This is a genomic window from Arthrobacter sp. MYb214 (assembly GCF_002979865.1).
Lineage (GTDB): Bacteria > Actinomycetota > Actinomycetes > Actinomycetales > Micrococcaceae > Glutamicibacter.
In genome coordinates this window covers 14,175-34,814 of sequence record NZ_PCPZ01000007.1, presented here as the reverse complement: position 1 = coordinate 34,814, position 20,640 = coordinate 14,175, and the positions used below count along the sequence as shown (strand labels likewise).

Here is a 20,640-nt window from a genome sequence, read left to right as displayed (position 1 = left end):
CCAGAACTCCAGCGCTACCTGATCAGCTCGACGCGTCCTGCTTCCACCCCGAGCCGATGCACCACCGAATGCTCGCGCATTTTCTGCTGCCAGCGCCGGTCGTGGCTGACCGTGACCACGGCGCCCGGATATTCCGCCAGCGCTGACTCCAGCTGCTCCACCAAGGCCGGTGAGAGATGGTTCGTCGGCTCGTCCAGGAACAGCATCTGCGCTTTGGTGCTGACCGCAATAGCCAGTTCCAGGCGGCGGCGCTGGCCTACCGAAAGCGCCATGGGGTGCCGCAGGAAATCCTGCGGCGAAAACAGGCCCAGCTGGGCCAGGGACGCACCGGCGTCCTGGACATACTGGCCGGTGGCCGCGGCGAAGGCTTCAACCAGGGTGCTGCCAGGAAAAATTCCGACTTCCTGGCGGAGCCAACCGCAGTGCAAGTTGGCAGCGCGCTCGATCTTCCCCTCGGCGCATTCCAGTTCTCCGGCGAGCATTTTGAGCAATGTGGATTTGCCAGCACCATTGGGGCCGGTGACTAGCCAGCGCTCGCCGAGCTTGATGTCGAAGCGTGGCGTGGACAGTTTCGGATCCGAGCCGCGCCGGGCGTTCATCACCTGCAGCAAGGTTTCGCCACCAGCCTGGTCCTGGGTGCTGCCGGGCATCAAGAACGACAGCTCAGCAGCCGGCTCGGGTGCCCGGTGGGTTTCGAGGTCTTCGATTCGGGATTTTGCCTGGCGGATCTTGGAGGTCGACCCATGGCTGGAATCGCGGGCCCGGAAATTTCCATGTCCAAAACTGGATTTCTCCTGCTTGCGCGGAATGGCGCTGACGCGTGAAGCATACTTATCAACCAAGTTCTGTGAACGCTCAAGCTCCTGCACCCAATTTTCGTAGGCGACGCGGATCGCGATGCGCTCCTGCTCCTTGGCATGCAGATAACCGTCATAGCCATTGCCGTAATGCGCGACCGACCCGTCGGCAACCTCAACGATGGATCGGGCAAAACGCTTGAGGAACATCCGGTCATGGCTGATCAGCACCAGCGCACCGCGATGCTTATCCAGGGTGCGCTCCAGCCAGTTCATGGCCGCCTCGTCCAGGTCGTTCGTTGGTTCATCGAGCAGGAGCAATTGCGCACCCGAACACAGGACACAGGCCAGCGACAGCCGGGATCGCTGCCCACCGGAAAGTTGGGACACAAGGCGCTGGCGATCCAGATCTCCTAGGCCCAGCTGCTCCAAGGCGCTATCCAGGCGCGGAGCCAGCGAATAGCCGTCGGCCGCCTCATACAGGTCGGTAACCTGCTGCAGCTGCTTCATCAAACGTTCGGCGACAGGTTCTGGAGCATCTTGGAGCTTGGCCGAGACGACGCGCATCAAGCCTTCCAGTTCACGGAAGCGCCGATGATAGGAATCGATCACCTGTTGCACGCTCATGTTCGCAGCGAAGCTCGGGTTCTGCGCAGCGTAGGCAACGGCACCGGGCGCGTTCATCTTCCGCTGCCCGTGGTCGGGTTCGAGATTCCCTGCAATCACGCGCATCAGCGTGGATTTTCCCGAACCGTTATCGCCAAGTACTGCGATGCGGTCGGTACCGGAAATTGCAAGGTCGATGCCGGTCAGCACATCCCGTTCGCCGAAACTGACTGCGATGCCTTGCAATGAGCATACGTAGTCCGGTTCGGTTTCGCGCTCATGCTGGGAAGACTGGTGGATATTTTGGGACTGGGTCATGGGAATTTCCTGCCTAGCACCGGTTCGCCGAGTAATCAGGGCCGGTGCGGTGCTGGTGGTTGGCGGGCACCACAAAGGTGCAATGAAGATGGCGTCAGCGGAGCGAAGCTCGACACTGGTTACCGCCTAGAGGAAATGGACTCCATGAATTAACGTTCCCACCATTCAAGGCTAAGCCCAAGCCATCACAACAGGCAAGGTTTTGCGCACTACAGCTCGATGATGCCCTCAATCAGGACGTTCGCGGCCCCGCCAACCCAAAGCTGGCCGTCGGCCAAGTCCAGATGCACATGCCCATCGCGTCCGACTTTCGCACCCTGCCGGTTGACCAGTGGCGCGGTGGCGTGCCCGGCGGCCATCAGCCATTGCGTGGCCGCTCCATTCAGGCTTCCGGTGACCGGATCCTCGCGCAAGCCCCCGTTTTCAATGGCCAGAGCTCGGACTTCGAGTTTTTCCGGTGCCGACGACTGCGGCAGTGCGCCGAAGACCCCGATTTTCCAGCGTCCCGGCCTATTGGGGATCCGCGGTGCGATGTCCAAAACCTGCTGCGAGTTTTCCAGCAGCACCGCGGCCCACCCCGGCCCGTTATCCGTCCACTGCGAATCCACAATCTGCTCGGGCTCAATGCCCAGGATCTGGATCATTTCCGTCAGTTCGTGCGGCGCAATTGCACCGGTTCGAACAGCCGGGGGCGAAGCAAAGGAAAGCGTTTCACCTTCGATCCTGATCGGTACCAAACCAGCTTCGCACTCGACGACCAGCTGCTTCGGATCCTGCGGCACTCCCCCGGCATGCAGCCAGGCACGCGCTGTGCCCAAGGCAGGGTGGCCGGCAAATGGGAATTCGCGTTCGCGCGCAAAGATGCGGAAACGGTAGTCGGCCCGCTCATCGCTGGCCGGCAGTACGTAGGTGACCTCGGAGAGATTGGACCAGAGCGAGTAGTCCTGCATCGACTCGGTATCCAGGCCCTGCCCGTCGAGCACCACGCCTAGCGGGTTGCCCTTGTACGGGGTGGCGCCGAAGACATCGACCTGCTGGAATCTGCGTTGCATTGGACCATCTTCCGGATCTTCGCCGTGGGTGTGGAATTCTGGGGAGGCACGGCAAAACCCCGCCGAGAGAAACTCTCGACGGGGTTTTCCGATTGGATCGTCGGGCTAACAAGATTTGAACTTGCGACCTCCTCACCCCCAGTGAGGCGCGCTACCAAGCTGCGCCATAGCCCGATGCCCTCGCAGCCGTTATCCCCAAGTCGTGAGAACCAAGGGTGCCGTCTGCGAAAAGCTCCTTTATTAGCCTACACCAAGTGAAGGGCTAAATTCGAAATTTAGCGATTGCGTCCGCGGCGCTCGCGGATTCGCATCGAAACCTCGATGGGACTTCCTTCGAAACCGAAGGTTTCGCGCAGCCGCCGGGTGATGAAGCGGCGGTAGCCTGGATCCAGGAAGCCGGTGGTGAACAGCACGAAGCGCGGCGGACGGGCCGAAGCCTGGGTGCCGAACAGGATGCGTGGCTGCTTGCCGCCGCGCACCGGGTGCGGGTGGGCTGCGACAAGTTCGCCCAGGAAGGCGTTCAGCTTGCCCGTTGGAATGCGCTTGTCCCAGGATTCCAGCGCGGTATTCAGTGCGGGAACGAGCTTGTCCTTGTGCCAGCCGGTCTTCGCCGAGATGTTCACGCGCGGTGCCCACTCGATATGGGCAAGGTCGCGCTCGATCTCCTGGTCCAGGTAGTAGCGGCGATCCTCATCCACCTCATCCCACTTGTTGTAGACGATGACCATCGCGCGGCCGGCTTCGATGGCCAGCTGGATGATGCGCACGTCCTGCTCGGAGATGGTTTCATTGGCAGCCAGCAGGATGACGGCGACTTCGGCCTTCTCCAGCGCCGTCTGGGTACGCAACGACGCGTAGTAGTCCGAGCCGACGGCCATGTGCTGGCGGCGGCGGATACCGGCGGTATCCACGAAGCGCCAGACTTCGCCGCCCAGCTCGACAAGTTCGTCCACGGGATCGCGGGTGGTGCCGGCCAGATCGTCGACAACTACGCGCTCGGAGCCGGCCACCTTGTTCAGCAGCGAGGACTTGCCCACATTCGGACGGCCGATCAGCGCAATGCGGCGCGGACCGCCCGATGGGATCATGCCGCCGAAAGCCGAATGGGCCGGCATTTTCTCCATGACAGCGTCCAGCAGGTCGGCGGTGCCGCGGCCGTGCAGGGCCGAGACTGGCCATGGCTGGCCGAATCCCAGTCCCCACAGCGCGGCGGCTTCGGCTTCCTGGTTGAAGTCGTCGACCTTGTTGGCCACTAGGAAGACCGGCTTGCCCTTCTTGCGCAGCATCTTCACCACAGCCTCGTCGGTTGCGGTCGCGCCCACGTGGGAGTCGACCACGAAGAGGATGGCGTCAGCGACGTCGGCGGCAATTTCGGCCTGGTCGGCAACCGAGGCGTGGATGCCCTTGGCATCGTGCTCCCAGCCACCGGTATCGACGATGGTGAATGGGCGTCCCACCCACTCGGCGGAATAGGACACGCGGTCGCGGGTGACGCCCGGGGTATCCTCGACTACCGCTTCGCGGCGGCCCAGGATGCGGTTGACCAAGGTGGACTTGCCGACGTTAGGTCGTCCGATAACAGCCAGGACCGGCGGAATGACAACGTCTTCATCGTCGTCATCGAAGCTATCCAGGCCTGCAAGCAGGGCGGAGTCCTCTTCGTCCAGTTCGTAGTCTTCCAGTCCGCTGAGCAGGGCCTGGGCGCGAACCGCGGCCTCTTCCTCGCTCAGTTCGGCCAGGCGCTCGGCGATATCGTCGTCTCCAACGGGGATGTATTCCTCGTCGTGGGTGGAGTTGTTCTCGCTCATGATTTTCCCTTCACAGCGATCGTAATCTTCATCGGCTCTCGCCGAGGATGGGCACCAGCTTTAGGCTAGTTTTTCGTTGCAGTGCCGACTGCGTCAAGCACTGCGTCGATGGTCTGCTCGAAATCCAGGTCCGAGGAGTCTACGGTCATGACTCCGTCGGCAGCCTGGGTGAAGTTCACCACGGTGGAGTCCTTCGCATCGCGCGCCAGCACCTGGGTAGCCAGCTGCGACTCGTTCTGCGATCCGCCCAGCTGCAGGCCGCGGCGGCGCAGGCGGGCTTCTTCCGATGCGGTCAGCAGGATGCGCGCATCGGCATCCGGGGCGACCACGGTGGTGATGTCGCGGCCTTCGGCCACGATGCGGGTGTTGGCCGCAATGATTTCCTGCTGGCGGCGGACCAGTTCGGCACGCGCGTCCAGGTTGGTGGCAACGGTGGAAACCTGCTCGGAGATGCGTGGTTCGCGGATTGCCGCGGTCACGTCTACACCGCCGATTTCAACCAGTTCAGCATCAGGATCGACCGAGATGGACAGCTTGGCATCGCGCACGGCCTGGGCAATGGCCTCGGCGTTGGACAGATCGGTGCCATCGGCGAGCACCGAGTAGGTGATCGCACGGTACATGGCGCCGGTGTCCAGGTAGGCTGCGCCCAGCTTGCGGGCGACGGCCTTGGAGACCGAGGACTTGCCGGAGCCGCTAGGGCCGTCGATGGCAATAACCAGCTTGTCGTTGTTCAAGGTGCTCACTGGGCTACCTTCCATCCGTTCTTGGTCAATACATCTATCAATTCATCGCGCCGGCCGGGCACGACCGAAACATCCACCATGCCGACCTGATGGCCCGCGGAGTGCTCCATGCGCAAATCCTCGATGTTGATCTGCGCGTCGCCGATTTCGGCCAGCAACTGGGCGATCTGCCCCGGCCGGTCATCGATCACGACGGTGACCAACGCGAACGCCTGCGGCGGTGCGCCGTGCTTGCCCGGAATCCGGGCCTTGCCGGCGTTGCCTTCGGTCATCAGCTGCGAGAGGTCCAGCAGCGCGCCGGGGCCCTGCGGGTTCTGCAGCGTGCTGATCAGCCGGTCAAGATCTTCCTTCATCCCGGTCAGGATCGGCACCAGTGCGGCGGCATTGTGCGAGAAGATCTGGATCCAGAGCTTCTCGTCGCTGGCCGCGATGCGCGTGGTGTCGCGCAGCCCGTTGCCCGCCAAGGCCAGCTGGTGGCTTTCGGCGTTCAGCAGGCGCGAGGCGATCATCGAGCTGGCCGCTTGCGGGAAGTGGCTGATCAGCGCGACGGACTCATCGTGCTCGGCCACGCTCATCCGGTACATGGTCGCACCCAGGTCGATGGCCAGGGATTCGGCGGCTTTAACCCGCGAAGCCTGCGCGCCTTCATGGGCGCAGATGACCCACGGCATGGAGGTGAACAATTCGCCACGGGCCGCGGCCGGTCCGGACTTCTCCCGGCCCGCCATCGGGTGCGTCCCCACATAGCGGGAAGTCTCAGCCTCGCCCAGCCGCTCGTCCGCCAGCACGCCGGCCAGGATCGAGCCCTTGACACTGGCGATGTCCACCACGGCCGCGTTCGGATAGGCCAGCAGCGCGTCGCCCACCAGGGCGGAGGTGACATCCGGCGGAGCACCGATCACGACCAGTTCCGGGGCGATCTGCTGGTGCTCCAGCAGCACCCCGGCGCCAATGTCCTGGGCTACTCCGGCAGCGGTCGGCGAAATATCCGACAGGTAGACGTGCACGCCCTTGGCGCGCAGGCCCAATCCCACCGAGGTGCCCAGCAAGCCGGTGCCGATGACCAGCACCGGGCCTGCAAGGTGAGAAGACGCCATGGGCTACATCCCCACCATGGCCATGAGGTGCCCGACTTCCTGGTTGCCCAGGGAGCGGATGGTGCCCTGCTTCTGGTCGCCCAGCAGCACCGGACCCACGGCAACGCGCACCAGGCGCTGGACCGGGTGGCCTACGGCGTCGAACATGCGGCGCACGATGCGGTTGCGGCCCGAGTGCAGGGTCACCTCGACCATCACGTGCTTCGGTGTGGTGGCGATGATCTTCAGGTCATCGACCTTGATCCAGCCATCTTCGAGCTTGATTCCCTCGCGCAGCTGGTTGCTTACCGCACGCGGCAGCGGGCCGGGGATCTGCACCAGGTAGGTCTTGGGGACTTCGTACTTCGGGTGCTGCAGGCGGTTGGCCAGCTCGCCGTCGTTGGTCAGGATCAAGACGCCTTCGGTCTTGTAGTCCAGTCGGCCAACGTGGAACAAGCGCAGCGAGTGGTGCTCGTTCTTGAAGTAGTCGGCGATGGTGCGGCGGCCCTCCGGGTCATCCATGGTGCACATCACGTGCTTCGGCTTGTTGAAGACGAAGTAGCGGTTTGCCTGGTTCATCTGGATGCGCATGCCATCGACGTGGATGCGGTCCTTGGCTGGATCCACGCGCGAACCCAGCTCGACGACCAGGTTGCCGTTGACCTCGACGCGGCCTTCGAGGATCATCTCCTCGCAGACGCGGCGCGAGGCCACCCCGGCGTTGGCCATGGCCTTCTGCAGGCGGATGCCGTCCTGCTGCTCGCCGTTGATCTCGCGAGCTGCCTGGCTTTCGGCACGAGCCTGGGCGCGGGCGCGCTGGGTCGGGCGCGCATAGTTGGTCGGCACGGAGTTGCCGAAGCGTTCCTTGCCGAAAGCACGCTCGGAGTTCTTGCGCGGTGCTGCGGTGTTGCGCTTGGCCGAATTCGACTTTTCCCCTGGCTTGCCCGAGGCGGACTTGCCATACGGCTTCTCGCCGAATGGCTTCTCGCCGAAGGACTTGCCACCGGTGCGGCCTGCACCGCCTGGCTTGCCGTAGGCCTTGCCGCCGGTAGTGCCGCGGCCGCCTGCTGGCTTGCCGCCGAAGTTTGAATTGTTGCCGCGATCGTTGCGGCCTGAGGATGGTCCCCTGCTCATGCTTGCCTGTGTCCCTTGCTGTTACGTGTTCGCTGCGCGAGCCCGCCAGTCTTGGGGCTTCACGCGTGGTTGGTCCGTTGTAGCTGCCGGCTGGCAGCTACCTAGTCGTCGTAGGTTGCCGAATCGAGCGATTCGAGGTCGGCCACCCCGGGAAGATACGGGGACAGCGCAGGCAACTCATCAAGCGAGCCCAGTCCCAGTCGTTCCAGGAAGTATTCGGTGGTTTGGTACAGCGTCGCTCCGCCATCCCCAACTTCCGGATACTCCGTGATCAATCCGCGGGTGAGCAGCGTGCGCACCACTGAATCGACGTTGACACCTCGAATCGCCGAAATACGTCCACGCGAGACCGGCTGTCGGTAAGCGATGACAGCCAGGGTTTCTAGGGCGGCCTGTGACAGGCGTGCTGTCTGCCCGTCGAGCACATAACTGGAGACGAAATCGGCGTAATCGGCCCGCGAATAGAAGCGCCACCCGGAGGCGACGCGACGCAGTTCAAATCCGCGCGGGCGATCCTTACTATCATACTCGGTAGCAAGGGTCTCCAAAGCGGCGGCAACCCTGGCGGTGGGGACTTCGAAGATTTCGGCCAAACGCGCCGAAGATACGGGGATATCGGCGACCATCAGCACCGCTTCAAGGCCCGATTCCAGGCCTCCTGGCAGCTGGTCAATGGGTGCAATCTCACTCATGATCCACCTCACCACCACTCCCCTCGTAGTCGTCTTGCACGGCCTGCGCATCGAAACTGGACTCCTGGACCAGCGAGATCAGCAGCGGGCCGAGCGGATCTTCCTGCGCAAAGCTAATGGCTCTCTGCCTGAACATCTCCAACAATGCCAGAAAACGCACGACCACCACCAGCTGCGCATCCGCGTCTGCCACCAGCTCGGTGAATGCCAGCGTGCCGCGGGCTTCGAGCAGGGCGGTGATCGCATCGGCTTCCTCGGCAATGGTGACGTTCGCCCCGTGCAGATGCCCGATGCCGACCTCTGTTTCCGGTTCCGGCTTCGGCGCCAGCGCCTTGGCCGCCATCGCGGCCAAGGCGTCGGGCCCGATGCTGAACACCAGTTCCGGCAGCAGGGCCGCGAACTGCGGTTCCAGCGAGACTTCGCGGGGATGGCGCGCTCCCTCGATTCCGTAGCGTTCGCCCAAGAACTCGGCGGCCTGCTTGAAGGCCTTGTACTGCAGCAGCCGCGCGAAAAGCAGGTCGCGGGCTTCGAGCAGCTCGAAGTCCTCCTCATCGGCCATTTCGCCGCGCGGCAGCAAGCGGGCCGCCTTCAAATCCAGCAGCGTGGAGGCGACCACGAGGAATTCGGTGGTTTCATCGAGCACCTTCATCCCGTCGCTCCCCTCGGCGGCACTGGTGGCTTGCAGCTCGCGCAGGTAGGCGATGAATTCGTCGGTGACCTCTGCCAACGCGACCTCGGTAATATCCAGCTCGCGTTTGGTAATCAGGTGCAGCAGCACATCGAAGGGCCCGTTGAAATTCTGCAGGGCAAGGCGAAAACCGCCAGCCGATTCCTGCTCAGCTCCTGCTGGCGTGGTGGAATCGGTGGCGGCTTCTTCGCTGAGCGTGGCGCTCATTACGGGGCACCACCACGCCAAATCAGTTCGCGGGCGAGGTTGCGGTAGGCCTCAGCGCCCGGGTGGTTGGCGGCGTAGGAAGTAATCGGTTCGGCGGCCACGTTCGCGTCGGCGAACTTGATGGTGCGCTTGATGACGGTCTCGAAGAGCTTGTCGCCGAAGGCCTCATCCAGCCGGGTGATGACCTCGCGGCTGTGCAGGGTGCGGGCGTCGTACATGGTGGCCACCACGCCGTCCAACTCCAGCACCTGGTTCAGCCGGTCCTTGACCTTGTCGATGGTTTCCATCAGCAATGCCACCGCACGCAGCGCAAAGAACTCTGCGGTCAGCGGGATGATCACGCCATGGGCGGCGGTGAGCGCGTTGATGGTCAGCAGGCCCAGCGATGGCTGGCAGTCGATGAGCACCACATCGTAGTCGTCGATGACATTGCGCAGCGCACGTTCCAGCACCTGCTCGCGGGCGACCTCGTTGACCAGCTGCACCTCGGCTGCGGACAAATCGATGTTGGCTGGCAGCAGATCGATGTTCTCGACGTCGGTCTTCACGATGGCGTCGGTGATCTTCACCTTGCGGTCCATCAGCACGTTGTAGACGGTGATGTCCATTTCATGCGGGTTGGTTCCGAAGCCGGCAGACAGCGCGCCCTGCGGGTCGAAGTCCACCAGCAGCACCTTGCGGCCGTACTCGGCGAGCGCGGCGGCGAGATTGATGGTGGAGGTGGTCTTGCCAACGCCGCCCTTCTGGTTCACCATGGCGATCACGCGTGCCGGGCCGTGCGATGGCAACGGTGCTGGCACGGGGAAATCTGTCAATGGCTTGCCAGTAGGACCCACTGGGCGAGGCTCCTTGAGCATCCCCGCTCCGCGGTGCTTGTTTCCCTGTTCCTCGCTCACGATGGGTAAACCACACTTCCCGTTCGATAAACCTGATTCTTCGAGCTGTAAGCTCTTTTCAAGGTTATCGGTCGAAGCAAAAGATCTTGGTTTTTTGGGTTCTTCCACGGCGAGCCTTTACCTTGAACCTTAGCTCTAATGTTGTATGCGAGCTGAACGCAATCTGGCATTTACGGGAAGGGCGCGATGCGCACCATTGAAAAGCTCGCCAGCTGGGCGGAAGCCGAGCCAGGCAGCAAGCAGGCAAGGGTCCGTGTGCTCCTCCAGGCCCAACTGGACGACGGGCTATTCATCGTGGTGCTCGACGACCGCGGATGGTCCAGCAGCGAAGAATGGGCGCAGGTGACGCCGGCCGGAATCCGCGAAACCGCGTTGGTTGTGGTGGGCCCGGATGAACTGGCACCGGGGTGGACACGGGCCGAGGAGCTGCATGCTTATTGGCAGTACATCCAGTCGATTCTCGCTGCGCAACAGCTGCACGCGTCGATCGACGAGCTGATGGCTCTGGATCATGAGGTCCAGTTCGGCCCGCGCCTGCAGCGCCTGCTCACCGCGGCCGGCCACTGACCTGCGTGCTTCTGGGCCGAAAACCGGAATCATCATGAACCAGGATTCCCGCGCCATGCACCGCTTGGACGGTACGCGAACTGCTTGACCACCTCTGCGATCTGGCCCTAGCCACCGGCCAGGCACTGGAGGGTGATCCTGCCGTGGAGTCCCCGGCTGGGCAGCGCCCTGGTGCCCATCCCGATCATCCGCTGGCTATTCGGATAAGTTCTTGATCCTGGCGCATTCCGGTGGTCGAATGGTTCCACACGCGCCGGCATCCGGCGGCATAAGGGGCGAGGCAGATGTTCACGGGAATGCTCAGCAATTGCACGGTATCGAATTTGGCCCGAGCCGAGCACTGGTACGCGCGGCTCTTCAACCGGGCGCCGGACCAGCGGCCCATGGACGGGCTGCTCGAATGGCATCTGGCCCCGGGATTCGGAGTCCAGGTCTTCGCGGAGCCCGACCGTGCCGGATACAGCACGCTGGTTCTGGAAGTGGCCGACCTCGACGCGCAGGCCGCGCGCCTGCTGGATGCGGGCATCGGGCATCACGGCCCGCAGCCCGGCGGCGGAGCACGGATCGTGCAGCTGCAGGATCCCGACGGCAACCGGGTGGTGCTCGCTTCGCCCTTGCCCGGCCTCTCGCGCTGAGCCGGGCATCAGGCTCTCAGGCTTGCTCGGCCAACCAGTCGAAAGACAACGGCAGCAGCTCGCGAATGCCGATGCTGCGCGCCCCGTGCGGGGTATCGACGATGACCCGCAGCCACGGATAGCTATCAGCCATCACCTGGCGGCAGCGCCCGCACGGGTTTTTGATGCCGCGCCCCTGGTTGCCCACTGCCACCACCACCTGCGGATCCCTTGCCCCGGCCGCACGGGCCGCACCGAAGGCCACCAGCTCTGCACACGGGCCTCCGGTGAAGTGGTAGAAATTCACGCCCGCGTGCATGGCGCCGTCGGCAGCCAGCACCGCGGCACCCATGGTGTGCACTCCGTCGCCGCCATCGGGCGCGTCGGTTGCTGCCTCAATGGTCCGCCGGGCGAGTTCGACCAGTTCTTCTTCGGCGTCTGCCAGTGCACGATACTGCTGCCGGTGCGGTGTCCCGTTCATTGCTCCAGCCTAGCTGCACAGTTCCGCAAGCCAGGGGTCCCAAGCCTGGCTGGCCATCTCCGCCAGCAGGTCGTAGCCTGCTGCGCGCGGGTGCGCTCCATCATCGGCGGCCACTTGGCGGCGCCACAGCTCATGTTCCGCGAGATCCCCGAACACGCTTAGATAAGGCACATTCCTCGATGCGCACCGTGCCCGCATTTGCGCATCCAGCTCGCGCAGTTCCGCGTTCAATGCATCATCGGCGATCGGCGGCGGACCGATCATGAGAACCGGCCAATTGCGTTCCTTTGCCGCATCCAGGATGGCCTCGAGGTTCTGGATCCGTTCTCCGGCGGCCACCCGCGGCTTCGCGTCCCAGCGGATCACGTCGTTGCCCCCGAAGCAGAGCACCACGCCTGGCGCGTAGTCCCCTGGCGGAAAGCGTGCGGCGCATTCAGCTTCGAATCGCTGCCGGATCATGGCGCTGGTATCGCCGCGAACACCGAGGTTGTAGCCGGTGAGCCCATGGCCCCGTTCGATTCCCCGGGCGACCAGCCGCCCCGCCCATCCGCGATGGGTTTCATCGCCGACTCCTGCGACGAAGGAATCGCCGACAAAGCACACTCGTACCGCTGAACCCATGATGCCTTTCCGCCTGCTGGCTGCTGCGCCCGGCTGGGCCCTATCTTGCCAAAGGCGCCCAGACGCAGAAAATCCGTTACCCGAACGTGTCGGATAACGGATTTCCAGCAAGGTCCTAGTGGCCTTCGACGCTGCTCTCGTCGAATGGAAGGCTGCCCGCCAGTACAGCCTTGGCCTGGTCCATGTCGATCTCCCTGGTCCACTTGCCGATCAGCAAGGTTGCCACGGCGTTGCCGGTGAAGTTGGTCAGCGCGCGGGCCTCGGACATGAACTTGTCGATGCCCACGATCACGCCCATGCCGTCCAGCAGTTCCGGGCGGTGCGACTGCAGGCCGGCTGCCAGGGTGGCCAGGCCGGCGCCGGTCACGCCGGCTGCGCCCTTGGAAGCGATGATCATGAAGACCAGCAGGCCGATCTGCTCGCTCAGGCTCATGGGCATGCCCATGGCCGTTGAGACGAAGAGTGCCGCCATGGTCAGGTAGATGGCGGTGCCATCGAGGTTGAAGGAGTAGCCGGTAGGCACGGTGATGCCCACGACGGGCTTGGACACCCCTGCGTGCTCCATCTTGGCGATCAGGCGCGGCAGTGCCGACTCGGAGGATGAGGTGGAGAAGATCAGCAGGTATTCGCGAGCCAGGTACTTCAGCAGCAGGAAGATGTTCAGGCCGGTGACCAGGCGCAACAGGGAACCGAGGACGACGACGATGAAGAGCGCGCAGGTGACGTAGAAGGCACCCATGAGGATCGCCATCGAGCCGATGGCGGCCCAGCCGGTAGCGCCGACCACGGCGGCAATGGCACCGAAGGCACCGATCGGGGCAGCCCACATGATCATCATCATCAGGCGGAAGACCACCGCCTGGATGTGCTTGACTGCGTTGAGCACAGGCTCGCCGGACTTGCCCATGGACTGCAGCGCGAAGCCGACCAGCAGGGCCAGCACCAGGGTCGGCAGCACGGGGATGTCGCCCGGAATCATTTCCAGCAGGAAGGCCACGGTGGAGTTCTCCCCGCCGCCGGATCCCGACTCGTACGGCTCGAGCTTCAGCCCCGAACCCGGGTGGATGATGTTGCCGACGACCAGGCCGATGGCCAGCGCAAAGGTGGACATGGTGATGAAGTACAGCAGCGCCAGACCGCCGACCTTGCCGACGGTTGCCGCCTTGGCAATGGAACCAACGCCCAGGACGATGGTGCAGAAGATGACTGGACCGATCAGCATCTTGATCAGTGCGACGAATCCGGTGCCCAGGGGCTTGAGGGCCTTGCCCACCTCCGGGGCCAGCAGGCCGACCGCTGCGCCGAGCACCACGGCGGCAATCACCATGATGTACAGCCAGTGGGTCTTGTCTTTCTTCTTCGTTCCGGCCTGCGGCGAATTGCCTGCCGGCGGCATCTGGTCTGTGACAGCCATGGTAGTCCTACCCTTGTGAGCGCATGGAACCGAACCGTGCACCCTTGCACAGCCGGCATTACGTAGAATCGTTCTGTATCCATGGTGCGGTTCGAAGTGATCCGCATCTCCATTGCGTTCATATTGGTCACGCGGTGAACAGTACAAGGACCAGGCAGCACAAGGAGATGAGCGCAGTGACCGATCATTTCACCGACCTGTCGCTGGCCCGCCCCACCCGCGAGGCCGCCTCCCCCGCACCGCTCAGCCGCGACGGCTGGTCCCTGGCGGTAGTCATCTTCGCCGCCCAGATGCTGGTGGTCATCTTCGTCGTCGTGGGCCTGGCGGTCGCCACCTACCAGCACCAGGCGCAGGTGATCCAGGATGACAAGCAGGCCACGGTGGCCACGATTTCCATCACCCTGGCCAACGATCCTTTCGTGTCCCAGGCCCTGGCCGGCGATCACCCCACCGAGCAGCTGCAGCCCTACACCGACAAGATCCTGGACCGCGGGCAAGGCGTGGATTTCATTACGATCATGACCCCCGATGCCCTGCGCGTCACCCACCCCGACCCCGAGCAGCTGGGCAAGGGATATTCGGGCAGCATCAACCAAGCGCTGGCCGGCCAGACCCACAACGAGGTGGCCGCGGGCACCTTGGGCCTTTCGGTGCGCACCATCGCCCCGGTCTACCACGACGGCGAGCTGGTGGGGATGGTCTCTTCGGGCATCACGCTGGAGAGCCTGGAGTCGATCTACCGCAGCGAACTTCCGCAGATCATGACCGTTTCGGCGCTGGCCCTGCTGCTGGCGGGTTTCAGCTCATGGTCCTTCTCCCGCTACGTCAACCAGGCCACGCTCGGCTTCGGCCCGCACGGGCTGCGCCGGCTCTACGCCTTCTACTTCTCGGCCCTGCACTCGGTTCGCGAGGGCCTGGTCCTGCTGGACCGGCGGCACCGCATCGTGCTCTACAACCAGGAAGCTTCCAGATTGCTCGGCTTCCCCGAGGAAGTGCCTTCCGGCGGATTGGACCTCGACCAGGTGCAGATCCCCGAAACCCTGCGCACCCTGATGGCGACCGGACGCAGCTGCAAGGACGAAATCCATTTGGGCACCCACACCGTGCTGTCCATTTCCCAGGGCCCGGCCCGCCTGACCAACGCGCGATTGCCCCGCCGCGGCGGGCTGCCGGCCCGCTGGTTCGGTTCCCAGCCGGTGACCGGCCAGGTCATGACGCTGCGCGATTTGACCGAAGTGCAGGAACTGGCCGGCGAAGTGCAATCGCTGAAGACCTTCTCCACCGCCCTGCGAGCGCAAACCCATGAGCATGCCAACCGCCTGCACACCATTGCCACGCTGATCGAAAATGGCCAGAGCGACAAGGCGCTGGCCTTCGCGGTCGATGACCGCCAGCATTCGCAGAAGCTCACCGATGCGATCGTGCATTCCATCGACGACGTCTATCTTTCCAGCCTGCTGGTGGCCAAGGCCGCCCAAGCCCATGAGCGCGGCGTGAAGCTCGATATCAACGCGCAGGGCATGATTCCGGGCAATGCCTTTGCCGCCACCGACATCGTCACCATCGTCGGCAACCTGCTGGATAACGCGCTGGATGCTTCGGCGGGCACCCAGGACGCGACGGTGTGGGTGGAAGTGGCCGCGGCCGATGACGAGCTGATCATCGCGGTGGCCGATTCCGGCCCGGGCATCGAACCCGAGTTCCTCGATCAGCTGCTGCGCTTCGGGGCCAGCACCAAGGCCGGCGGCCAGCCGCGCGGCCTGGGGCTGGCACTGGTGCAGCAGGCGGTGCTGCGGCTAGGTGGCACAATGGGTGTTGATAACGATGCCGGCGCAATCTTCACCGTCACCTTGCCCTTGAGAATCAGCGACTAGCCCAGGAGGGTACCGTGCACGAATCCCCTGCAGCCACGCCCCCGCCGGGCACCGCCTCGCACAGCTTCAAGGTGCTCGTGGTCGACGACGAGCCGCAAACTGCCGCCTCCCACGCCAAGTACGTCAACCGCGTTCCGGGATTCGCCACCGGCGCCATTGCCGCCAACGGCCAGCAGGCGCTCGGGCTCTTGGCCGCGGCCCGCGATGCCCACGACCCCTTTGACCTGGTCCTGCTGGATATGACCCTGCCCGACCTGCACGGCATCGACGTCGCCAAGCGCATGCGCGGCCGCGGGCTGACCACCGACATCATCGCCATTACCGCGGTGCGGGACCTGGCTGTGGTGCGTTCGGCGGTAGCCACCGGAATCACCCAGTACCTGATCAAGCCCTTCACCTTCGCGGCGTTCAGCGAGAAATTGGAGAACCACCGGCGGTTCATTTCCGAGATCAGCTCCACCGGCCCGGATACCAGCCAGGCCGCGCTGGATAATGCGTTCTCGGCCCTGCGCACCACCAGCGCTTCCGCGTCCCTGCCCAAGGGGCTGATTCCGGAAACGCTGGCGCAGATCACCGACCATCTGCGCAGCAAGCCCGATACCTGCCTGTCAGCGACCGAGCTCGGAGAAGAGCTGGGCATCTCCCGGGTCACCGCCCGGCGCTATCTGGAGCATCTTGCCGAGGTCAAGGCCGTGGTCAAGCAGCCCCGGCATGGCACACGAGGCCGCCCGGAATACGAATACCGGGCAGCCTCGCGCAGCTAGGCTCTGGTTTCCCCTAGGCTTCGGGACGCAGCAGCGGCACCAGCTCGTCGAGCACCGCGGTGTCCTCGATGGTCGACGGGACCGAGTATTCCTTGCCATCGGCAATCTGCCGCATGGTCTTGCGCAGGATCTTGCCCGAACGGGTTTTGGGCAGCGCCGCCACGACGGTGACTTCGCGGAAGTCGGCCACCGCACCGATGTGCTGGCGCACCAGCGCGACGATTTCCTTCTTCAGCGTTTCCTCCTGGATCTGCACGCCGGACTTGAGCACCACATAGCCGCTGGCCCGCTGGCCCTTGAGCGCGTCGGCCAGGCCGATCACCGCGCATTCGGCCACGGCGGGATGGCTGGCCAGCACCTGCTCCATGGCACCGGTGGACAGGCGGTGCCCGGACACGTTGATCACGTCATCGGTTCGCCCCATGACGAACAGGTAGCCGTCGTCGTCCAGGAAGCCGGAATCGCCGGTGAGGTAGCACCCCTGGATCTGCGAAAGGTAGGTGTCGATGAAGCGCTGGTCGTTGCCCCACAGGGTGGTCAAGGCGCCGGGCGGCAAGGGCAGCCGGACTACGATGTTGCCTTCCTGGTTCGCGCCGAGCTGCTCGCCCAGCGCATCGCGGATCTGCACGTCGAACCCCGGTACCGGGGTGGTGGGCGAACCGGCCTTGGCAGACAGCTCTTCCAGGCCCAGCGGGTTGGACGCGATCGGCCAGCCGGTTTCGGTCTGCCACCAGTTATCCACCACGGGGATGCCCAGCAGCTTCGAGGCGAAGTGGTAGGTATCCGGATCCAGCCGCTCGCCGGCGACGAACAGCGCACGCAGCGATGACAGATCGTGGCTGGCGATCATCGCGCCTTCCGGGTCGGCCTTGCGCACCGCGCGCAGCGCAGTCGGCGCGGTGAACATCGTGGTGACCTTGTGGTCCTCGATGATCCGGCCGAACGCGCCGGCATCCGGAGTGCCGATGGGCTTGCCCTCGTAGAGCACCGTGGTGGCCCCGGCGATCAGCGGCGCATAGACGATGTAGGAGTGTCCGACCACCCAGCCCACGTCGGAGGCGGTAAACATGGTGTCTCCCGGATGCACGTCGTAGACCGCGTTCATGGAGTACTGCAGGGCCGTGGCGTAGCCGCCGGTGTCGCGCACCACGCCCTTGGGGGCACCGGTGGTTCCCGAGGTGTAGAGCACGTAGAGCGGGTGGGTGGATGGCACGGAGACCGGCCCGGCCTGCGAGGCGGTCTTCGCCTGCTCTTCCCAGTCCAGCCAATTGATCTGCTGGCCGTTGACCGGCTTTGCCTGGTATTCGTCCAGGCCGTGCTCGAAGCCATCGCGGTGGGCAACGATCACGTCCCTGACCGCAGGCTCGGCCAGGCCCAGCGCTTCGGCCACTGCCGGCAGGTATTCGATGCGGCGGCTTGGCTCGATGCCGCCGGAGGCGGTAATGATCGCGACCGGGGCGCAGTCGGTGATGCGGGCCGCCAGTTCCTTGGGCGCGAAGCCGCCGAAGACCACCGAGTGGATTGCACCCAGGCGTGCGCAAGCAAGCATCGCGATGGCCGCCTGCGGGATCATCGGCAGGTAGACCAGCACGCGGTCACCGGCCTTCACGCCGCGTCCAGCCAGCACGCCGGCGAAGATTTCCACTTCGCGCAGCAGTTCGGAGTACGAGTAGGTGGTGGCGGTGCCCAGCATTGCCGAATCGTAGACCAAGGCGGTGCTCTCGCCGCGTCCGGCTTCGACGTGGCGGTCCAGCGCATTGGCCGAAAGGTTCAGCATGCCATCCGGGAACCAGCCATACAGCGGCTTGCGCGAATCATCCAGCGCAATCCGCGGCGCCTTGTCCCAGTGGATATCCCGGGCAGCTTGCAGCCAGAATGCGGCGGGGTCATTGGTGGCTTGGTCATAGGCCTGGCGGTATTCCTGCACCATGGTTCTCTCCTCCTGGCTCCGGGCATCATCATCCGGCACCTGTGTGGTGGTTGAGGTCGTCCTCTTGGCGTTAACTGTATGAGTACGATCACATCACCGCAACCACTTTGTATACAGATTTCGAAAAAATACCAAAAGAATTTGGCGCAACTCACACATTTTCGGGTTTCATGTATACACTGGAGCCATGAGAGCAAGCGACAAGGTTTACGAGAGCCTCCGCGCCGACATTGTCGAATGGCGGCTGGCTCCAGGGACCGTCCTGGCCGAAGTGGAACAGTCAGAACGCCTGGGCGTTTCCCGCACTCCGGTGCGCGAGGCCTTGGGCCGGCTGGTCGCCGACGGCTTGGCGGTTCAGCATCGCGGACGCGGCGCTGTCGTCTCCGAGGTCAGCGAAGACCATGTAGAAGACCTGTTCGTATTGCGCGTGGCATTGGAATGCGCCAGCGCACGCGAAGCTGCCAAGTCCGCGCAGCGATCGGCCTTCACGCAGCTGGCCAGCCGCTTCGAAGCAGCTCTCACGGAAGTGGAGCTTCCCGGATCGCGGGAGTCCTACTACCAGCTGGTGCAGCTGCTGGACGAGTCCATCGACGAAGCAGCTGGCAATAATTACCTGTCCAACGCCCTGCGCACATTGCGGGTGAACCTGCAACGGGTGCGGCGCATGGCCAAGGACAATCCCGAAAGGCTCAAGGCTTCCGCTTCCGAGCACGCGGCCATCGCCAGGGCAATCGCCAGCGGAAACCCAGAGGTCGCGGCCGCGGCCACCACAGTTCACCTGCACGAATCCTTCACCCACATCATGGCCCATGCGGCCGGATCAGAAAGGCAGTTACCATGATCAACCACCCCGTACGCGTATACCGCTCAGAGGAAAACCTGGCTCGCGAAGACCAGCTGGCACATAAGATCGCCACGGTTGCTGCCGATCCGGTAGAGGTCACCGCAGAAGTGGCCGGCATGATCATTAACCGCATCATCGACAATGCTTCGGTCGCGATCGCTTCGCTGAACCGCGGCCCGATCGTTGCCGCCCGCGCCCAGGCACTGTCGCACGCGCCATCCACCGGCGGTGCGGGCGCCAGCGTCTTCGGCATTTCCGAGAAGGTTTCCCCGGAATGGGCCGCGTGGGCCAACGGGGTGGCCGTGCGCGAATTGGATTACCACGACACCTTCCTGGCTGCCGAGTACTCCCACCCGGGCGATAACATCCCGCCGATCCTGGCGGTTGCCCAGCACACCGGAGCTTCGGGCAAGGACCTGATCCGCGGCATCGCCACGGGCTACGAGATCCAGGTGGACTTGGTCAAGGCCATCTGCCTGCACAAGCACAAGATCGACCACGTAGCGCACCTGGGCCCATCGGCCGCTGCCGGCATCGGCACCCTGCTGGGGCTGGATGTCGAGACCATCTTCCAGGCCGTTGGCCAGGGCCTGCACACCACCACGGCCACCCGCCAGTCGCGCAAGGGTGAAATCTCCACCTGGAAGGCCCACGCCCCGGCCTTCGCCGGCAAGATGGCCGTCGAGGCTGCCGACCGCGCGATGCGCGGCCAGACCTCCCCAGTGCCAATCTACGAAGGCGAAGACGGCGTGATCGCCTGGATGCTTGACGGCAAGGATGCCGCTTACGAGGTGCCACTGCCGGAGGCTGGCGAAGCCAAGCGCGCCATCCTGGACACCTACACCAAGGAGCACTCGGCCGAGTACCAGGCGCAGGCCTGGATCGACCTGGCCCGCAAGCTGCATGGCGAGCACCCGGAGGCCACCGACCCGCAGAACGTCAAGTCGGTGCTGATCAAGACCAGCCACCACACGCACTACGTCATCGGCTCCGGAGCCAACGACCCGCAGAAGTACGATCCAACCGCATCGCGCGAGACCCTGGATCACTCGATCCCGTACATCTTCACCGTCGCCCTGCAGGATGGCGCATGGCACCACGTGGATTCCTACTCGCCAGAGCGTGCCGGCCGCGCCGACACCGTGGAGCTGTGGAACAAGGTGGCCACCGAAGAAGATGCCGAATGGACCCGCCGCTACCACTCGCTGGATATCGCCGAGAAGGCTTTCGGCGGCTCGGTGGAAATCACCTTGAACGATGGCACCGTGATCACCGACGAAATCGCCGTTGCGGACGCGCACCCGCTGGGCGCCCGTCCCTTCGCCCGCGAGCAGTACATCAACAAGTTCCGCACCCTGGCCACCGGCCTGGTGGACGACGCCGAGATCGACCGCTTCATCGCGGCCGCCCAGAACCTGGAAAACCTGGCCGCCGGCGAATTGGACCAGCTGAACATCGCCGCCGCAGCGGGCGTCATCGACGCCGCGGCCGCACCGAAGGGCCTGTTCTAG

General features: G+C 64.2%; 20 protein-coding genes and 1 tRNA gene. 7 read left to right on the top strand and 14 right to left on the bottom strand.

The genetic code is table 11. The features are described 5' to 3' along the window. Window positions 1–14: 14 nt before the first annotated feature. The 10 genes from abc-f to CQ012_RS15250 form a co-directional block, all read right to left on the bottom strand. Window positions 15–1,721 carry a ribosomal protection-like ABC-F family protein gene (abc-f, locus tag CQ012_RS15295; RefSeq protein ID WP_105662550.1) on the bottom strand — a complete coding sequence of 569 codons (1,707 nt, stop codon included), beginning with the start codon at window positions 1,719–1,721 and terminating at the stop codon, window positions 15–17. Between the two features lie 209 nt (window positions 1,722–1,930). Then, on the bottom strand, window positions 1,931–2,773 hold the full coding sequence (locus CQ012_RS15290) for a PhzF family phenazine biosynthesis protein (RefSeq protein WP_105662549.1): 843 nt from the start codon (window positions 2,771–2,773) through the stop codon (window positions 1,931–1,933). A 100-nt stretch (window positions 2,774–2,873) separates the two neighbouring features. Continuing rightward, window positions 2,874–2,947 (bottom strand) — tRNA-Pro (locus CQ012_RS15285). Between the two features lie 101 nt (window positions 2,948–3,048). Continuing rightward, complete coding sequence (der, locus tag CQ012_RS15280; protein ID WP_105659051.1) at window positions 3,049–4,581, bottom strand: ribosome biogenesis GTPase Der; 1,533 nt, start codon at window positions 4,579–4,581, stop codon at window positions 3,049–3,051. Between the two features lie 65 nt (window positions 4,582–4,646). Then, window positions 4,647–5,342 (bottom strand): (d)CMP kinase, encoded by a 696-nt coding sequence (cmk, locus tag CQ012_RS15275; protein WP_105659050.1) that lies wholly within the window; start codon window positions 5,340–5,342, stop codon window positions 4,647–4,649. Further along, on the bottom strand, window positions 5,324–6,424 hold the full coding sequence (locus CQ012_RS15270; protein WP_105659049.1) for a prephenate dehydrogenase: 1,101 nt from the start codon (window positions 6,422–6,424) through the stop codon (window positions 5,324–5,326). The genes cmk and CQ012_RS15270 overlap by 19 nt, the downstream gene beginning before the upstream one ends. A gap of 3 nt (window positions 6,425–6,427) precedes the next feature. Next, the gene (locus CQ012_RS15265; RefSeq protein WP_105659048.1) at window positions 6,428–7,537 is read right to left on the bottom strand and encodes a pseudouridine synthase; all 1,110 of its coding nucleotides are present in this window, start codon (window positions 7,535–7,537) and stop codon (window positions 6,428–6,430) included. A 101-nt stretch (window positions 7,538–7,638) separates the two neighbouring features. Beyond that, complete coding sequence (gene scpB / locus CQ012_RS15260; RefSeq protein WP_105659047.1) at window positions 7,639–8,229, bottom strand: SMC-Scp complex subunit ScpB; 591 nt, start codon at window positions 8,227–8,229, stop codon at window positions 7,639–7,641. After that, window positions 8,222–9,124: a segregation and condensation protein A gene (locus CQ012_RS15255; protein WP_105659046.1), complete on the bottom strand. Its 903-nt coding sequence runs from the start codon at window positions 9,122–9,124 to the stop codon at window positions 8,222–8,224. The genes scpB and CQ012_RS15255 overlap by 8 nt, the downstream gene beginning before the upstream one ends. Further along, the gene (locus tag CQ012_RS15250; protein WP_013348536.1) at window positions 9,124–10,020 is read right to left on the bottom strand and encodes a ParA family protein; all 897 of its coding nucleotides are present in this window, start codon (window positions 10,018–10,020) and stop codon (window positions 9,124–9,126) included. Before CQ012_RS15250 ends, CQ012_RS15255 begins: the two co-directional genes overlap by 1 nt. Window positions 10,021–10,206: 186 nt before the next feature. Between CQ012_RS15250 and CQ012_RS15245 the strand changes: the two genes are divergently transcribed. The 3 genes from CQ012_RS15245 (at window position 10,207) to CQ012_RS15235 (ending at window position 11,222) form a co-directional block, all read left to right on the top strand. Beyond that, window positions 10,207–10,587 carry a hypothetical protein gene (locus tag CQ012_RS15245; RefSeq protein WP_105662548.1) on the top strand — a complete coding sequence of 127 codons (381 nt, stop codon included), beginning with the start codon at window positions 10,207–10,209 and terminating at the stop codon, window positions 10,585–10,587. A 44-nt stretch (window positions 10,588–10,631) separates the two neighbouring features. Next, complete coding sequence (locus tag CQ012_RS18025; protein WP_105662611.1) at window positions 10,632–10,802, top strand: maleylpyruvate isomerase N-terminal domain-containing protein; 171 nt, start codon at window positions 10,632–10,634, stop codon at window positions 10,800–10,802. A gap of 69 nt (window positions 10,803–10,871) precedes the next feature. Further along, the gene (locus tag CQ012_RS15235; RefSeq protein WP_105659044.1) at window positions 10,872–11,222 is read left to right on the top strand and encodes a VOC family protein; all 351 of its coding nucleotides are present in this window, start codon (window positions 10,872–10,874) and stop codon (window positions 11,220–11,222) included. Between the two features lie 16 nt (window positions 11,223–11,238). On the opposite strand, the gene CQ012_RS15230 is transcribed toward CQ012_RS15235, so the two are convergent. From CQ012_RS15230 to CQ012_RS15220, 3 genes are all read right to left on the bottom strand, one after another. Next, window positions 11,239–11,682 carry a cytidine deaminase family protein gene (locus tag CQ012_RS15230; protein ID WP_105662547.1) on the bottom strand — a complete coding sequence of 148 codons (444 nt, stop codon included), beginning with the start codon at window positions 11,680–11,682 and terminating at the stop codon, window positions 11,239–11,241. A gap of 9 nt (window positions 11,683–11,691) precedes the next feature. Continuing rightward, entirely contained in the window at window positions 11,692–12,303 is a 612-nt protein-coding gene (locus CQ012_RS15225) for a DUF459 domain-containing protein (protein WP_105662546.1), read from the bottom strand. 115 nt (window positions 12,304–12,418) lie between these two features. Beyond that, window positions 12,419–13,717, bottom strand: a complete 1,299-nt coding sequence (locus CQ012_RS15220) for a cation:dicarboxylate symporter family transporter (RefSeq protein WP_105659041.1) — start codon at window positions 13,715–13,717, stop codon at window positions 12,419–12,421. Window positions 13,718–13,884: 167 nt separating this feature from the next. Between CQ012_RS15220 and CQ012_RS15215 the strand changes: the two genes are divergently transcribed. Both CQ012_RS15215 and CQ012_RS15210 read left to right on the top strand, forming a co-directional pair. Then, entirely contained in the window at window positions 13,885–15,591 is a 1,707-nt protein-coding gene (locus tag CQ012_RS15215) for a sensor histidine kinase (protein WP_166650818.1), read from the top strand. 14 nt (window positions 15,592–15,605) lie between these two features. Next, a complete protein-coding gene (locus tag CQ012_RS15210; RefSeq protein WP_105659039.1) occupies window positions 15,606–16,355 on the top strand; it encodes a response regulator in 750 nt (249 codons plus the stop codon). A 13-nt stretch (window positions 16,356–16,368) separates the two neighbouring features. On the opposite strand, the gene CQ012_RS15205 is transcribed toward CQ012_RS15210, so the two are convergent. Further along, window positions 16,369–18,285, bottom strand: a complete 1,917-nt coding sequence (locus tag CQ012_RS15205) for an AMP-binding protein (RefSeq protein WP_105659038.1) — start codon at window positions 18,283–18,285, stop codon at window positions 16,369–16,371. A 187-nt stretch (window positions 18,286–18,472) separates the two neighbouring features. Here CQ012_RS15205 and CQ012_RS15200 point away from each other — a divergent pair, with 187 nt between their 5' ends. Further along, entirely contained in the window at window positions 18,473–19,126 is a 654-nt protein-coding gene (locus CQ012_RS15200) for a GntR family transcriptional regulator (RefSeq protein ID WP_105659037.1), read from the top strand. Further along, the gene (locus CQ012_RS15195) at window positions 19,123–20,640 is read left to right on the top strand and encodes an MmgE/PrpD family protein (protein WP_105662545.1); all 1,518 of its coding nucleotides are present in this window, start codon (window positions 19,123–19,125) and stop codon (window positions 20,638–20,640) included. Before CQ012_RS15200 ends, CQ012_RS15195 begins: the two co-directional genes overlap by 4 nt.